Source organism: Pseudomonas sp. 1121_17 (assembly GCF_052850745.1).
In genome coordinates this window covers 54,953-70,832 of the sequence record NZ_VXCX01000002.1, presented here as the reverse complement: position 1 = coordinate 70,832, position 15,880 = coordinate 54,953, and the positions used below count along the sequence as shown (strand labels likewise).

Here is a 15,880-nt window from a genome sequence, read left to right as displayed (position 1 = left end):
ACGCCAACGCGCCCTCCCGCATTGCATTTAGGCGGCGCCTGGCCCAAGCTCAGTGGTTCCTGACCACCGGACCTGCCAATGCCCAGACACCGCCTGTACCTGATCGCCGTGCTCGCTCTGATCCTGGTATCGGCCACCCTCGGCTACTGCTCGCGAGATGTCGAAATTAGCGTCCCGGCAGTCGCGCCGCACAGTTATGGCAAAGCGCTGCGCCAGGCCCACGACGGCCTGCCAGGAGCTGCGCGGGTGCTCTATCAACAGTTGCAGCGTGGCGACCTGACGCCCATCCGGCGCGCAGCACTGTATGCCGAGTTGCCCAACTATCCCTCGCCAAAAGCGCTGGAGCTGGCCAGGCTTGACCTGCAACACGATGACCCGATGGTACGTCGCGCAGCCATCGAGAGTATTCGCCGCCTGTTGCCTGCCGGCCAACGCAGCCTGGTGCTTGGGCCTATGCTTGATGATGACGAGCAAAGTGTGCGCTTCGCGGCAGTAGATGCCCTGCTCGGTCTCGACGCGGACGCCATTGGCTTGTATTTCGGGCCGCTGCAACAAGCCCTCGAAGCCTACCAACAAGCCCTCCTGGAGCAACCGGAAGACAGCGCCGCGCAAGTGCATCTGGCCCGGTTATACCTGCATGAGGATGATTACGCACATGCCGCTTTGGCCCTGCAGCGCAGTTTGCAGCTGACCCCGCAGAACCTGGATGCCCTCGCCGTCCAGGTACGCCTGCTCGAACGCCAAGGCTTGCACGACGAATCTCGCCAGGTTTTGGCCAAGGCGCTGGCACTGCAGCCAGACTCGGCCTTTCTGCAGCACGATCTCGGTCTGTGGCTCAATCGCCATCAGCAAACCGAATATGCCTTGCTGGCGTTTGCCCGCGCGGTTGAACTGGAGCCGGAAAACACTGATTACCGCTACATGCTGGCGGTCACCTTGCATCAGCTCGAGCAGGTTGAAGCCGCGCAGAAGCAGCTACAAACCATCCTCGACCGGCAACCTGCCAGTCGCAACGCGCGGCTTTTGTTAATCCAGTACTGGAAGGAGACCGGGCAACTGCAGAATGTGCAAGTGCTGCTGGCCGAGCTAGAGCGCCAGAACCCGGACGATCCGATTCTGCAACAAGGCTTGTAGCACTTGGCAACCAATTGCACTCTGTTCGAGGCTTCAGGACTGGGGTTAGACGCGACGCGGGCTGTACAAATTGCTAGCCAGCGCTCTATCACTTTGCCTCGGTCAACATACTCTGTACCCGAGCAACCAGCAGTGCCAGCGAGAATGGCTTGAGCATCAAGCCCGTACCGGGTTGGTCGAGCAAGGCCTGCTCGATCGGGTGCTCGCTGTAGCCGGTTATGAACAAGATCTTCTGCTGCGGTTGCAGCAGCCGCATCGCCTGCGCTACCTGGCGACCACTGGAGCCGCCAGGCAGGCCAATGTCGGTTATGACAAGATCGAAACTTCCCTCGTGGCGAAACTTGCTCATCGCACCTGCAGCATCTGCGACATCGATTACCTCAAAGCCCTGTTCTACCAACGCTTCCTTCATCAGCGCGCGCAGGCCGCTTTCGTCATCGATAAGCAACAGGCGCCGATCATGGACAGGCTCCATCAGCACCGGTAACTGAGGCGTAGCCTCCGGTTCGACAGCTTGCAGACAGCGCGGGAAGATCATGGTCACCCGGGTGCCTTGCTCCAACGTGGACTCGAGCCAGACATAGCCCCCTGACTGGTGAACAAAGCCGTAGACCATGGACAGACCCAGCCCCGCGCCGCGCCCTGCAGGCTTGCTGGTGAAAAACGGCTCAAACGCGCGAGGAATGTCTTCGCTGGCCATGCCATGGCCATTGTCTTCCACCTGAATGGCAAGATAATCACCTCCCGGTAGCCCTCCATGGGCTCGTTCATCATCCTCTAGCCGCTGGTTGAAACTGCGAATGGTCACTGTGCCCGCAAGGTTGCAGGCCTCACGGGCATTGGTGCACAGGTTGACCAGAGCGATTTCCAGCTGCCCCGAGTCGACCAGGATCGGCCAGGCATCACTATCCAGATGACACTCAAGGAGAATCTCTGGGCCCAGGGCCTGCAAAAACAAAGGCTGCGAGGCTGTCATCACCTGCGTGCTGTTCAGCGGTCGCGGCGACAGACGTTGAGTTCTGGAAAAAGCCAGCAGCTGATGCGTAAGGATCATTGCGCGCTCAACCGAGTCGCGTGCCAGCTCTACGTAACTGGCAATTCGGTCGGGTTGACCCTGGTCGATACGCCGTTGCAACAATTCCAGGCTGCCGCCAATGCCAGACAGCAAATTGTTCATTTCATGGGCCATGCCACCTGCCAACTGACTCACCACAGTGACGCGCTGATTATTGCGCAGCAGCGCCTCAGAGCGTCGCATAGCGTTTTCACGCTCCTGGTTGATGTCACTGCCCACCACGGTCAGAAACTCACCGTCGCGCCGAGCACTCCATCGGATCCAGCGATAATGTCCGGCACGGTGACGCACTCGGCTCTCAAGCTCGCTCACGCCATTGCCGTGCAGCACGTCCAGCGCAACTTCCGACACGTCACGTCGATCGGATGGGTGTATCAGGTCGATGATAGGCATCTCGGCCATTTGCGACAACGTCCATCCCATCATGCGTTCAAACGCGGGGTTTACAGCATGCAGGCGCAGATCAAGCGTGACCATGATCATGGCTTGTCCAGATAACGCCCAGATCCCTTCGCGATCGGCCTGGTACTGCGCGATCTGCTGCTCGAATCGCTCAGTCAGCTCACGCCACTCGCCCAGCGTTTCGACGCTGGCTGTGGCGTTGATGGCGGTATGCAGAAAACCCGCGACGCGTGCCTGCTCGTCTCTGATCGGCGTATAACCCAGGGCGCACCAGACATTGCCGGCCTCGGTGCCATCTGCGACCAGAATGGGGGCATCGCCAACGAAGCTTGCTTGCCCCTCGAGCGCTTTGAATACAGACGGCCCAACGTGCTCCCAATGCTTGAGCCATAACTGCTCGAAACTGCCGCCCAAACCAGGGGCGCCCTTGCCGATCACGTCCGAGTACGCGGTGTTATGGATTACCGTAAGTCTGTCGCCCCATATCAGCGCTGCCGGGAACGGCGACGCGAGCATGATATCCACGGCGTGCCGCAGCGAGGGCGGCCATTGCGCCAGTACACCCAGGGGGGTGGCGCCCCAATCGAACATGCGAATGGCCTGCGCAATCGGGTCGACCTGCTTCCAACTGGGTTCAAGATGGATCACTTGAAAATCGGTATCGGACGACTTGCCCTTGGCGACCACTGTCTGGATTCCTTGACGTCGACTGGCTGACTATTTAGTGCGCATGATCTGCTGGAACTTGATCCACTGCAACGCCGGATTTGCGAGGCGAGCAGGAGACCTCTGACCCCGCTTTGCTCCGAGCTCCCACAGCGCAGCTGGAGTTTCCCCAAAGCTGAATCGACATAAGCCTACATCTGCGGTGTCGCGCCCTACGTAATCTGATCTGCCAGTTGTCCAAACGCGGACAGCACCAGAGGGAAGGATGTTGCCGATGTCAAAACTCATGCACACAGGGCGTAGTTTGCTGGAGCTGCTGTTAGTCTCGGCGGTCGGGCTGATACCGATTGTTTCCGGGCTGACCGTGATGTTCTATCAGCTAGAGCGCAAGCTAGACGAAAACGCGCGCATATCGGCCCAAGAGGCTTTGTTCGCGATTGATCGACGCTTGGACAGTCTGTTGCTCACGGCCAGTACCGCCAGCCAGTTCAGCGGCCAGGCGTGTGACAATGTGATCGAACAACTGCGAGCGATGACCGCCAGCGACCCGCGAATCCACTCACTGGAGCTGACCAAAGATGATCTGGCGTACTGCAGCACCTTGCCAACGATCATTCCGCATCACATCGACATCACCGCCGGACGCACGGTCAGGCTGAATTTCGACTCGCCGACAACGCCCAATGGTGTAATGGTCGAATATCGGCTGAGCGACGATGGTCCAGGCATCATTGCGACGAGCTATGGTATTGAGCTGCGCAGAGAACTGCAGGGTTTTCAGGATGGGCTTGTGTTGGTACTGGAGTTCGAGGACGCTTATCTCTGGAGTCAAGGCGATAGCCGCGATCAGCAACAACCTTCACAGAGCGAATTCTTCCGCAGTGCGCCGTCGACTCGGCATGACTATCGGGTGAACGTGGGTTATCCAGCGGGGTACACGCTGGCAGAGGCGCGTACGCTGATGGTTCAGGTCTTGCCCTCGCTGACGCTGGTAGGTCTTCTGACTGCCGCCATTACCTACTGGGGCATACTCCGCGCTCGGCGCAAGCGAGAGCGCACCACTGCCTGAACCACAAGCAGGGTGCGCCAGCCGTCATTGCACGTCGAGAACGCCGCGACGCACCTGATCCCGCTCGATCGATTCGAACAAGGCCTTGAAGTTGCCTTCACCGAAACCGTCATCACCCTTGCGCTGGATGAATTCAAAGAACACTGGACCCAATAAGGTCTCCGAGAAGATCTGCAGAAGCAGGCGCTTGTCACCTGATTCAGCCGCGCCGTCGAGGAGGATACCGCGCGGCTGCAGCTGGTCCACCGGCTCGCCGTGGCCTGGCAGCCGCTCTTCAAGCATCTCGTAGTAGGTCTGCGGTGGCGGAGTCATGAAGCGCATCCCCAGAGCTTTGAGCGCGTCCCAGGTCTTGAGCAGATCATCGGTAAGGAAGGCGACGTGCTGGATGCCCTCGCCATTGAACTGCATCAGGAACTCTTCGATCTGGCCGGCGCCCTTGGACGATTCTTCATTCAGCGGAATGCGGATCATGCCATCCGGCGCAGTCATGGCCTTGGAGGTGAGGCCGGTATACTCACCCTTGATGTCGAAATAGCGAATTTCGCGGAAGTTGAACAGCTTCTCGTAGAAGTTGGCCCAATACGACATGCGTCCACGGTAGACGTTGTGGGTCAAGTGGTCGATGATCTTCAGCCCCGCACCGACCGGATTGCGCTCGACGCCTTCGATGAACTTGAAGTCGATGTCGTAGATCGAACTGCCTTCTTCGTGACGGTCGATCAGGTACAGCGGCGCACCACCAATGCCCTTGATGGCGGGCAGTCGCAGCTCCATCGGGCCGGTTTCGATCTCCACCGGCTGAGCGCCAAGCTCGAGTGCACGCGCATAGGCTTCATGGGCGTTGCGCACCTTGAAGGCCATGCCACACACCGACGGACCATGCTCGGCAGCAAAGTACGAGGCAATGCTTTTGGGCTCGTTGTTGAGGATCAGGTTGATGTCGCCCTGGCGGTACAGGTGCACATCTTTGGAGCGGTGCGAAGCGACCTTGGTGAAGCCCAGTATCTGAAATACAGGTTCCAGCACGCCCGGCGTCGGCGATGCCAGTTCAATGAACTCAAAGCCCATCAGGCCCATCGGGTTTTCGAAGATATCAGCCATGTTCGTGTCCTCATCTACTGCGTAATAACGATTATTCAGTTGCGTTCGATGGCGGACAGCCGGGTGGCGAGCAGGGGATGCCACGCACGCTGCGGGCGAGGAAAGTACCAATGATCAATTTGAACCCATGGTGTGGCATAGGGGCACATTCTCGGCGGCTTGGCCCTCAGCATGAGAGGACTTTATTGTTTTATTCGTAATTGGATTCTATAGGGCGTAAATGAGTTTGTCGCGCTTTTAGTTGTCCGCTCAACCCGACCAACGGCTATCCTTGGCAGGTCATCGTCACTTTCAGGTCCACATGCCCCTTTCAAACAAACATCCCGGCCGCCGCCGTTGGCATGCCCTGCTCCCGTGGCTGATGGGCCTTCTGCCTGTGTTATGCGGGGTTGGTGTGATGGCTTGGCAAAGCCAGCGTGACATGTATCAGGCCAGCGAGAAAACCAGCCGTCTGGTCGTTGCCCATGTCGAGCACATTCTTGACAGCCTGGCAACGGCGGCCCAGGCCCTGCTGCCACTGGCGGGGCAGCCGTGCGCGCAGCTTGAGGTCGCGCTGCGCAGTGAGGTCACACGCAATGCTTTTGTGCGCTCAGCCAATCTGGTCAGCGACAACATCCTCTACTGTACGTCATTGTTTGGCGAGCACCAGGAGGCTGTCAGCCCCATTCATTACACTGACGACCGTCTGTGGCTGATGGATGGCAACTCTGTCACACCAGGGCATGCCTTGCTGGTCTATCGTGCAGGCAACGCACAACGCGCGGCGCTCACCACTGTCGACAGTGATCATCTGCTCACTGCCTTGCGGCTCATTGGCAGCGGTCAGCAACTGTACCTGCGCGTCGGCGGCAATTGGATGGGCCAAGATGGCATAGTTCATCAAGGCACTCCACCTGCATCGCCCAGCGCCGCAGTAGAGCAGGCCTCGGCGCGTTATCCGTTCAGTGTCCATGGCGGTTTCGCCACAGGCAAGCAGGCCGAACTGATCAGTCATCAGTACCCTGCGGTGATGGCCCTGTTACTCCTGCTGGGCGTCGCGGCCGCAGGTGTCTGCCACTGGCAACTGCGCCGTGCATCGTCCCCACGCGCGGAGCTGGATCGGGCGCTACAGGCCAACGAATTCGTACCATACTTCCAACCTGTAGTACGCAAGGGTGATTACCACTGGGCCGGGGCCGAGGTGTTGATGCGCTGGAACCATCCGCGCGAAGGTCTGGTGCGCCCTGACCTGTTCATCCCCTATGCAGAACACAGCGGGCAGATCGTCGCGATGACCCGCGCCCTCATGCTGCACACCGCTCAAAGCCTCGCGCCCTACGCCGCCCTGTTGGAAGACGGCTTTCATATCGGCATCAACATCACTGCCGACCACTGTCAGGATCTTAGCTTGCTGGAAGATTGCCGGAGTTTCCTGCAGCATTTTCCTCCTGGGCGAGTTGCCTTGACCCTGGAGCTCACCGAACGCAAGTTGCTTGAGGCCACCCCGGTTGCGCTCGAGCTGTTTGCCAAACTGCATGACATGGGCGTGATGATCGCCCTCGACGACTTTGGCACCGGCCAGTCAAGCCTTAATTACCTGCGCCAGTTCAAGGTCGATTACCTCAAGATCGATCAGAGCTTTGTCGCCATGATCGGCGGTGACGCGCTGTCGCAGCACATCCTCGAGAGCATCATCGAACTGTCGGCCAAGCTGGGTCTGGGCATTGTCGCCGAAGGTGTCGAAACAGCCACGCAGCGCGATTATCTGCAAGGTCACGGCGTGGACTTTCAGCAAGGTTACCTGTTTGCCCGACCGATGCCGCTGGAGGACTTTCTGCAGGCGTTGGCGGCTCGTCCGCGGTTGCTCTAGGAGGTTCGCCCTGAGATCATGCGCAGCTGACCAAACCGTCCATTCACTGTAATTGAGGCATTCGTGTCAAAAGGAATTGTTACATCGGTCACGGCGTCCTGCCTGTTCGCCGTGATGTACTTCTACAGCTCGCTGCTGGCGCCGCTCGACGGCGAAGAGATTTTTGGCTGGCGGACCCTGCTGACCCTACCCTGTCTGACCTTGTTCATGCTGCTGAGCAAGGACTGGCAGCGTGTCGCCGAGCTGTTTGCCCGGGTGCGCCGGAGCCCGGCGCTGCTACTGGGCATGCTCGGCACTTCCTGGTTGATGGGCGTGCAGCTGTGGCTGTTCCTCTGGGCACCGTTGCACGGGCGTAGCCTAGAGGTGTCGATGGGCTATTTCCTGTTGCCGCTGGCGATGGTCATGACCGGACGGCTGGTCTACGGCGAACGGCTTTCACGCCTGCAAAAAGTGGCAGTGGCGTGCGCAGCGCTGGGGGTAGGCCACGAGCTATACCAGCATGGCAGCTTCGCCTGGGAGACCCTGGTGGTGATGATCGGCTACCCGATCTACTTCGTGCTGCGCAGGCGCTGCCGCACCGATCACCTGGGCGGTCTGTGGTGCGACATGTTCCTGCTGTTGCCGTGGGCGCTGTACTTCGTGTTCCACGGCCCACTGTCGGCCGCCGACCTGCGTGCACACCCCGGACTCTACGGCTTGATTCCGCTGCTCGGGGCAATCAGCGCCGGTGCACTGATTGCCTATGTACTCGCCAGTCGGCTGTTGCCGTTCGGCCTGTTTGGCCTGCTCAGCTATGTCGAGCCGGTGCTACTGGTCGGCGTCGCCCTGCTGCTGGGCGAAACCATTGGTCGTGACCAGTGGTTGACCTACCTGCCTATCTGGGCGGCGGTACTGGTGCTGGTGCTCGAGGGCATCAAGCACCTGCTCCGTCAACGCCGCCGCTCTGTGTAAGGCGCACCTGGCGCACGCGCCGCTCCTCCACCGCAATCACGGTCATGGTCCAGCCGTTCCAGGCCAGACAGTCACCGACCCGCGGCAAGCGGTCCAGCAAGCTCATCACCAGACCCGCGAGGGTCTGGTAGTCCTCGGTAGCGCGGGCACTGAAGCCGGTCCGCGCCTGCACCTGGCTAAGGTTCAAGGCACCGCTGACCACAAAGCCGTCAGCCTCCTCGACAATGGCCGGGCCTTCGACCTCACTGGCGTCTGGCAACTCACCGGCAATCGACTCAAGAATATCGGTCATGGTCAGCAAACCGGTGAAGTCACCGAATTCGTTGACCACAAAGGCGATATGAGTCGACTGGCCGCGCATCTGCTCCAGCGCATTGAGGATGCTGAAGCTCTCCAGCAGATTCAGGGGCGCCCGCACCATCGCCTCAAGGTCAGGTCTGTTGCCCTCGAGGTACTCCTTGAGCAACTCCTTCTTGTGCACGAAACCAAGCGGCTCCTCGATACGCCCGTTACGAATCAGCGGTAGGCGCGAGTATGGCGAGTTGGCCAAGGCCAAGGTAATGCTCTCGGCAGGCAGTGCCAGGTCCAGCGCATCGACTTCGGTACGCACCGTCATCACCGTGCGGATAGGCCGTTCGGCAAGGTTCAGCACACCGCTGATCATGACCCGCTCGCGGCGATCGAACAGCACCTGCTCCTGACCACCCTCAACCAGATCGGCAATCTCTTCACCAACTTCGTCCGCTTCTACCCGGCGACCGCCCATCAGGCGCAATACCGCATGCGCAGTGCGCTCACGCAGTGGGCGATGTTCTTGCAGGCTGCGCTTGCGACGAGCCCGGGCGAGCTGGTTGAACAGCTCGATCAGGATCGAGAAACCAATCGCCGCGTACAGGTAGCCTTTCGGGATATGGAAGCCCAGACCCTCTGCGGTCAGGCTGAAGCCGATCATCATCAAGAAGCCCAGACACAGCATGATCACGGTCGGGTGGGCGTTGACGAAGCGGGTCAGCGGCTTGCTGGCAACAATCATGATACCGATCGAGAAGATCACCGCGATCATCATGATCGACAGGTGTTCGACCATCCCCACTGCAGTAATCACCGCGTCCAGCGAGAACACCGCATCAAGCACCACGATCTGCGCAACGATCGGCCAGAACGCCGAATGGCGGACGCTGCCGCTGGACTGCGCAACGTGCCCTTCCAGTCGTTCGTGCAGCTCCATGGTGGCCTTGAACAGCAGGAACACACCACCAAACAGCATGATCAGGTCACGGCCCGAGAACGTCTTGCCGAAGAGTTCGACCAGCGGCTCGGTCAGGGTGACCATCCACGAGATACTCGCCAGCAGGCCCAGGCGCATGATCAGCGCCAGGCTCAAGCCGATCACCCGCGCGCGGTCGCGCTGATGCGGGGGCAGCTTGTCAGCCAGGATGGCGATGAACACCAGGTTATCGATACCCAGCACCAGCTCGAGGACGATAAGCGTCAACAGGCCTAGCCAGGCCGTGGGGTCGGCAAGCCATTCCATTAGCGGGTACTCACAAGGGATGTGTTACGGGAGGGGGTGCAAGATGGCCGGGACGACCAGGAACTGGGGGGCTCCGAGAAGGTGTTCATAGATACCTGAATGGGAAATTGGGATGCAGATCCTACAATTACAGTCGTATTTTCTGACAGCGGGAAACTATTACAAAACCTGTAACAGGTGTTTCTGAGGCAAACCGCAGGGGACTTTGGTTCAATACACAGGCCGGGTGGGCGCGCACCATCAGCGCACCTCAACTCTGGAATCCTGCTCATGAGCCTGTCCTTGTCCATGGCTGCCTTTGCCCTGGCAGCCTCGATTTCACCCGGCCCCGTCAATATCGTAGCCCTGGCCAGCGGCGCCCGCCACGGCCTGCGGGCGAGCCTTGGCCATGTCGCGGGCGCGACGCTGGGTTTCTGTTTGCTACTGCTGTTGTGCGGTTTGGGTGTGCACCAGCTGTTGCTGCGCTGGCCAGCGCTGGGCCAGTTGCTGCTGGGGGGCGGTGTGTTGTTCCTGCTGTATATGGCTTGGCAACTGGCCCGCGACGACGGCGAACTAGCGGCTGAACAACAGCAGCAGGCACCCTCAGCCTGGCAAGGCGCGGCCATGCAGTGGGTGAGCCCGAAGGCGTGGCTGGCGGCCGTTGCCGGCGTGGGCGTCTATACCGGCGGGGATCAGCCACTGCTGTGGCTGTTCAGCGCAATCTACGCGCCGATCTGCTTTGTCTCGATCGCCAGCTGGGCGTGGGCCGGCAGTGTGATCAGCCACTATCTGGACAACCCGAAGCGCTTGCGCCTGTTCAATCGCCTGCTGGCGGCATTAATCGTGGCCAGCGCTGTGGTGCTGCTGCGCGCCTGAGGCGTTACGGTAGTGCCCGGGGGTTGCCGCCAGGTGCCGCTTGAACGCGCGCTGCAAATGCGCCTGATCAGCGAAGCCTGCGTCCACCGCCACCTCGGCGATGGGCCGGCCCAGGCGCAGTTGGCTGCGCGCATATTGCACGCGCTGGTCCAGCAGATAACCATGCGGGGTCAACCCAAAGCGCTGGCGAAAGGCGCGAATCAGGTAGGCCCGCGACAATCCGGCAGCGGCGCAGATATCGGCGAGGGTCAACGGGTCCTGCCGGTGCGTGCGGATGAACGCTGCGCCAGCTTCCAATTGCGCATGCTCATCACTGGGCGTCGCTGCCGCAGGTTGCAGATAGCCGGGCAAGTCCCGAAAAAAAGCTGCCAGCAAGGCTTCGCGCTCGGCCGTCGCTTCATCGAACAAGTTCGCGAACAACTGCAGTACCCGGCTGTACAGCGCTGAGGAATGGCTCAGGGTTGCCTCTGGCAACTGCACGCCTTGCGCACTCAGCCACGGCATATCGACAAACAGCATCAGGTAAGACCACGCCTCGCCAGCAACTGGGTTGCAACTGTGCACCACGCTCGGTTTGATCAACACCGTGCTGCCCGCAGTCACCTCATGACTGACCGCACCGGTCATGTAGCTGCTGCGCCCACCCGTAATCACTCCAAGCGAGAAGCTCTCATGGGAGTGCGCCGCGTAACACACCTGGCGACCGTCACCCACGCGGCGCGCTTCAACGAAAGGCAATGCCGGATCGCGCCAGAACCGTGAGGTCTCGATCATCGCCCTGCCCCTTACTCGCTGCCCTGCACGACCACCAGCAACTGCGCCTGCTGCGGGCCAATCGAGCGCAGCCGGTGGGGAGTCTGGGCGTTGAAATGCAAGGCATCGCCCTTCCCCAGGAGCACCCGCTCAGTCATGAAATCGACCTCAACCTGGCCACTATGGACGAACAGAAACTCCTCGCCCTGGTGCTCCTTGAAGGTCGGATCGCTGAACTCGGTGGGCGGCTGGATCAGAAACGGCAGCAGGCTGCGCTGGCCGACCTGCGAGGTCAGCACGGCATAGCCGGGACCCTCGCCGCTGCCGACCAAGGCCTGCCGTTCGCCCTGGCGGACCAGGCTGTAGCGCGCCTGGTCGCTGGCGTCTTCAGAGAACAGCTCCTCAACGTTGACGTTCAACGCCCGCGCCAATTTCAGCGCGCTGGCAATCGACGGTGTGTTCAGCCCGCGCTCGACTTTGGACAGGTAGCTTTTAGTCATCCCGGCCTTGTCAGCCAGTACCTCAAGCGTGATACCGAGTTTTTTTCTCAGCAATTTCAATCGGATAGACATGAATTTCGGTATTCCCAAGAAACACTGTTGCTTATGACACTTTGTGTCATATAGGATATCTAGTGTCATTAATTGCATCATCGAGCTCGGACCACACCACACAGCCGAACACAGACCGCTGACCTTCATCATTCGCCACAGAGGATAGTCGCCCATGGCCACAACCCTGTCACACAGCAAAGAGCAACTGGTGCGCCAGGCGCTGACCCAGATGCAAAGTTCGCTCGCCGATAATACGTGGACCGTGCGCGAAAAGCTGGCACTGACCTGCCGAATTCTGTACGACCACGGCCATGACTCCGGCCTGGCTGGGCAAATCAGCGCCCGCGGGCCACAACCCGGTACCTTCTACACCCAACAATTGGGCCTGGGTTTCGACGAGATCAGCGCCAGCAACCTGCTGCTGGTCAACGAGGACCTGGAAGTGCTCGAAGGACAAGGCATGCCAAACCCGGCCAACCGTTTTCACAGCTGGGTCTATCGCGCCCGTCCAGACGTCAACTGCATCATTCACACGCATCCGACCCATGTCGCAGCGCTGTCGATGCTTGAAGTGCCGCTGCAGGTCTCGCACATGGACCTGTGCCCGCTTTTTGAGGACTGCGCGTTTCTCGAAAGCTGGCCTGGTGTCCCGGTGGGCAACGAAGAAGGCGAACTGATCAGCAACGCGCTGGGCGACAAGCGCGCCATTCTGCTCTCGCATCACGGCCAGCTGTCGACCGGTGCCAGCGTCGAGCAAGCCTGCGTCTACGCCCAATTGATCGAACGCGCCGCCCGCCTGCAATTGCTGGCGATGGCTGCCGGCACCATCAAACCGATCACTCCCGCGTTGGGCCGCGAGGCACACGACTGGATCGACCGGCCCAAACGCCACACTGCTGCCTTCAACTATTACGCCCGCCAGTGCCTGCGTAAGCATGAAGACTGCCTGAACTGATCAACCCTGCCTTGTTTGCGGAGCCTTGCACCATGACTACACAATTCCACGGCATCATCGGCTACACCGTTACCCCGTTCAGCCATGCCGGCGAACAGCTTGACCTGCCTGCACTCGGCCAGTGCATCGAGCGCCTGATCGACAGTGGCGTCCACGTGATCGCGCCGCTGGGCAGCACCGGTGAAGGCGCCTACCTGAGCGACAGTGAATGGCAACAGGTCGCCGAGTACAGCCTGGGCAGCATTGCCAAGCGCGTGCCGAGCATCGTCAGCGTCTCTGACCTGACCACTACCGGGGCGATCCGCCGTGCCCGTTTTGCCCAGGCACATGGCGCCGATGCGCTGATGGTGTTACCAACTGCGTACTGGAAGCTCAGCGAGCGCGAGATTGTCCAGCACTACCGCGCCATCGCAGCCTCGGTAGACCTGCCGATCATGCTCTACAACAACCCGGCCACCAGCGGCACCGACATGCCGGTCGAACTGATCCTGCGCATCGTGCGCGAGATCGACAACGTCACCATGGTCAAGGAAAGTACCGGTGATATTCAGCGGATGCACAAGCTGCATGTACTCGGTGAGGGTCAGGTGCCGTTCTACAACGGCTGCAACCCGTTGGCGCTGGAAGCCTTCGCAGCGGGTGCCAAGGGCTGGTGCACGGCGGCCTGCAACCTGATCCCGGAACTCAACCTGGAGCTGTACCACGCGGTACTGGCGGGCGACCTGGAACAGGCCAAAACGCTGTTCTACCGGCAGTTGCCATTGCTTGAGTTCATCCTCAAGGGCGGCTTACCGGCTACCGTCAAGGCCGGCCTGACCCTGACCGGGCTGGATGCGGGTGAACCACGCCGGCCGGTATTCGCTCTGGATCAACAGAACATCGAGAAACTGCAGGAACTGTTGGCGCAACTGCGCTGAGCGGTTGAGCGGGTAGCCACACCCTGTACAAGCGCCTGCCTGAACCTCAACCAAGGTCAGGCAGACGTTGTCGATTCAACGCAACAGCAAACAGCCAGTCATCAGCACTCGATGCCGACGATCCACTGGGTTTTCGCAGCGTTGCTCTTGTCCAGATCCGGGCGACGCGCCACGGGCTGGGTGCAGCCACGTGTTTCGATGTACGGCTGTGCGACAGCTGCCGCCTCGGCGATGGTCAGCGGTTTGCCGTCATCGCGCTGGACGCTGATGAAGTATGGCTGGTTGAACGGGATGATGTAGCTGTCGAGGATATAACGCGCGCCGTTCGCTTCGAGGTTGGCGTGGTTTTCATCGACTTTGGTCAGTCGGCTGGTGTCGAGGTGGTCATTGCCGGCGCAGCCCGCCAGCCCGGCCAACAGTGCGGCGCCGAGACACAGAGAAATCTTCTTCATTACAGCTCCTGAGTAAATGTGTGCCCGGCTGTGACCGCGTTTAACCGTTTAAGTGCCCGCACCCGCTCACGGCATCACCGGTGGCGTGTACTGCAAGGTCGAGCCGAGTGCCCACAGCAGCACCAGCACCAACGGCGCATGCACCAGCAGCTGCACGAACGAGAAGCCGATCAGGTCCCGCGCCTTGAGCCCAAGCACCCCAAGCAGCGGCAGCATGTAGAACGGGTTGATCAGGTTGGGCAAGGCTTCGGCCGCGTTGTAGATCTGTACCGCCCAGCCGAGGTGATACTGCAGGTCGTTGGCCACCAGCATCACGTACGGCGCTTCGATGATCCACTTACCGCCGCCCGAGGGGATGAAGAAGCCCAGCACCGCCGAGTACACACCCATCAGCAAGGCATAGGTGTCGTGCGTGGCGATCTGCACGAAGAAGGTCGAGATATGATGAGCCAGAGTCTGCTCATCGATGCCCTTGACCTGAGTCAGCACCGCGGCGATCGAGCCATACAGGGGAAACTGGATCAGCACCCCGGTGGTGGTCGGCACCGCGCGGGTCACGGCATCGAGAAAGCTGCGCGGTCGCCAGTGCAGCAGAGCGCCGAGCATGATGAACAGGAAGTTGTAGGTATTGAGCCCGGAAATCGCGGTAATCGCCGGCTTGCTGGCGAACTCCTGATATAGCCAGCCAGCAGCCAATGCCACCAGCAACAAGGTTAGCACCGGGCTGTGTTCCAGCCATTCGCCGGGACGGGTACGCGGCGCCGGCGGCGGCGCGCTGAAGCTGGGGTCGATCCCGCATTGCTCGGCAGTACGCGCGCTGCTGGCGCCGGGTGCGGTGGCATAGGCCACGATCAGCGAGACGATCACCAGCGCCGCCAGCAGGACGCCGGACTGCCAAAGGAAGATGGTCTCGGTGAAGGGAATCACGCCGGTGATCGACAGGATCGACGGTGGCAGGCTGGCCGGGTTGGCCTGCAGCTGCGCCGCCGACGACGACAAGCCTAACGCCCATACCGCGCCCAAGCCAAGGTAGGCCGCTGCGCCTGCAGCGCGATAGTCCATTTTCAGATCGGTGCGGCGGGCCAGTGCCCTTACCAGTAAGCCGCCGAACACCAGCGACAGGCCCCAGTTGAGCAACGACGCCACCATCGAGATCAGCGCCACCCAGCAGACTGCAGAACGGCCGTTTTTCGGGATCCGTGCCAGCCGATCGATCAGCCGTGCCGCCGGCGGTGAGCTGGCGACCACATAACCGCCGATGACCACAAAGGCCATCTGCATGGTGAACGGGATCAGGCTCCAGAAACCATCGCCAAAGGCCTTGGCAGTGTCGGTCGGCTTGGCGCCCATGGCCATTGCGGCGACGCACACCAGCACCACCGCCAAGGCGGCAAATACCCACGAGTCGGGGAACCAGCGCTCGGCCCAGTTGGAGCAGCGCAGAGCGAACCGGGCGGAGCGGCTATCCTGAATTTCAGCGGCCACGGTAGTTTTCCTTTTATTGGTCTTGTCAGGGGATTTCAAGGCACACGCAAAAAACCTGCAGCAACGGGCCTGCTCGGCAAAGGGGTCAGCCTTTGCAGAGCAAGCCCACCACTACAGGGGGCTGGGGT

14 protein-coding genes are annotated in these 15,880 nt (G+C 60.6%); 7 read left to right on the top strand and 7 right to left on the bottom strand.

What is annotated here, in order from left to right:
- Positions 1–78: 78 nt before the first annotated feature.
- Positions 79–1,134, top strand: coding sequence for a tetratricopeptide repeat protein (locus FW789_RS05145; protein WP_446431082.1), 1,056 nt, complete (start codon positions 79–81; stop codon positions 1,132–1,134).
- Positions 1,135–1,222: 88 nt separating this feature from the next.
- Here the strand turns inward: FW789_RS05145 and FW789_RS05140 are convergent, their stop codons facing one another.
- Complete coding sequence (locus tag FW789_RS05140; RefSeq protein WP_367615278.1) at positions 1,223–3,298, bottom strand: hybrid sensor histidine kinase/response regulator; 2,076 nt, start codon at positions 3,296–3,298, stop codon at positions 1,223–1,225.
- Between the two features lie 253 nt (positions 3,299–3,551).
- Here FW789_RS05140 and FW789_RS05135 point away from each other — a divergent pair, with 253 nt between their 5' ends.
- Complete coding sequence (locus FW789_RS05135; protein ID WP_411565068.1) at positions 3,552–4,346, top strand: CSS-motif domain-containing protein; 795 nt, start codon at positions 3,552–3,554, stop codon at positions 4,344–4,346.
- A gap of 24 nt (positions 4,347–4,370) precedes the next feature.
- Here the strand turns inward: FW789_RS05135 and hppD are convergent, their stop codons facing one another.
- The gene (gene hppD, locus FW789_RS05130) at positions 4,371–5,447 is read right to left on the bottom strand and encodes a 4-hydroxyphenylpyruvate dioxygenase (protein WP_101318855.1); all 1,077 of its coding nucleotides are present in this window, start codon (positions 5,445–5,447) and stop codon (positions 4,371–4,373) included.
- Between the two features lie 301 nt (positions 5,448–5,748).
- Here hppD and FW789_RS05125 point away from each other — a divergent pair, with 301 nt between their 5' ends.
- A complete protein-coding gene (locus tag FW789_RS05125; protein ID WP_446431081.1) occupies positions 5,749–7,296 on the top strand; it encodes an EAL domain-containing protein in 1,548 nt (515 codons plus the stop codon).
- A 63-nt stretch (positions 7,297–7,359) separates the two neighbouring features.
- Positions 7,360–8,247, top strand: coding sequence for an EamA family transporter RarD (rarD, locus tag FW789_RS05120; protein WP_411561784.1), 888 nt, complete (start codon positions 7,360–7,362; stop codon positions 8,245–8,247).
- Here the strand turns inward: rarD and FW789_RS05115 are convergent.
- The gene (locus FW789_RS05115; protein WP_103437109.1) at positions 8,210–9,781 is read right to left on the bottom strand and encodes a TerC family protein; all 1,572 of its coding nucleotides are present in this window, start codon (positions 9,779–9,781) and stop codon (positions 8,210–8,212) included. The two genes, rarD and FW789_RS05115, sit on opposite strands and share 38 nt — an antisense overlap.
- A gap of 270 nt (positions 9,782–10,051) precedes the next feature.
- Between FW789_RS05115 and FW789_RS05110 the strand changes: the two genes are divergently transcribed.
- Positions 10,052–10,636 (top strand): LysE family translocator, encoded by a 585-nt coding sequence (locus FW789_RS05110; protein WP_446431080.1) that lies wholly within the window; start codon positions 10,052–10,054, stop codon positions 10,634–10,636.
- On the opposite strand, the gene FW789_RS05105 is transcribed toward FW789_RS05110, so the two are convergent.
- Positions 10,598–11,410: an AraC family transcriptional regulator gene (locus tag FW789_RS05105; RefSeq protein WP_446431079.1), complete on the bottom strand. Its 813-nt coding sequence runs from the start codon at positions 11,408–11,410 to the stop codon at positions 10,598–10,600. The genes FW789_RS05110 and FW789_RS05105 overlap by 39 nt on opposite strands.
- Positions 11,411–11,421: 11 nt before the next feature.
- A complete protein-coding gene (locus FW789_RS05100; protein ID WP_186698444.1) occupies positions 11,422–11,961 on the bottom strand; it encodes a helix-turn-helix domain-containing protein in 540 nt (179 codons plus the stop codon).
- A gap of 154 nt (positions 11,962–12,115) precedes the next feature.
- Between FW789_RS05100 and FW789_RS05095 the strand changes: the two genes are divergently transcribed.
- Entirely contained in the window at positions 12,116–12,898 is a 783-nt protein-coding gene (locus FW789_RS05095; RefSeq protein ID WP_411563347.1) for an aldolase, read from the top strand.
- A 32-nt stretch (positions 12,899–12,930) separates the two neighbouring features.
- Positions 12,931–13,815: a dihydrodipicolinate synthase family protein gene (locus FW789_RS05090; protein WP_411561788.1), complete on the top strand. Its 885-nt coding sequence runs from the start codon at positions 12,931–12,933 to the stop codon at positions 13,813–13,815.
- 101 nt (positions 13,816–13,916) lie between these two features.
- On the opposite strand, the gene FW789_RS05085 is transcribed toward FW789_RS05090, so the two are convergent.
- The gene (locus FW789_RS05085; protein ID WP_101318843.1) at positions 13,917–14,267 is read right to left on the bottom strand and encodes a hypothetical protein; all 351 of its coding nucleotides are present in this window, start codon (positions 14,265–14,267) and stop codon (positions 13,917–13,919) included.
- A 66-nt stretch (positions 14,268–14,333) separates the two neighbouring features.
- The gene (locus FW789_RS05080) at positions 14,334–15,752 is read right to left on the bottom strand and encodes a short-chain fatty acid transporter (protein WP_103437103.1); all 1,419 of its coding nucleotides are present in this window, start codon (positions 15,750–15,752) and stop codon (positions 14,334–14,336) included.
- Between the last annotated feature and the right edge of the window lie 128 nt (positions 15,753–15,880).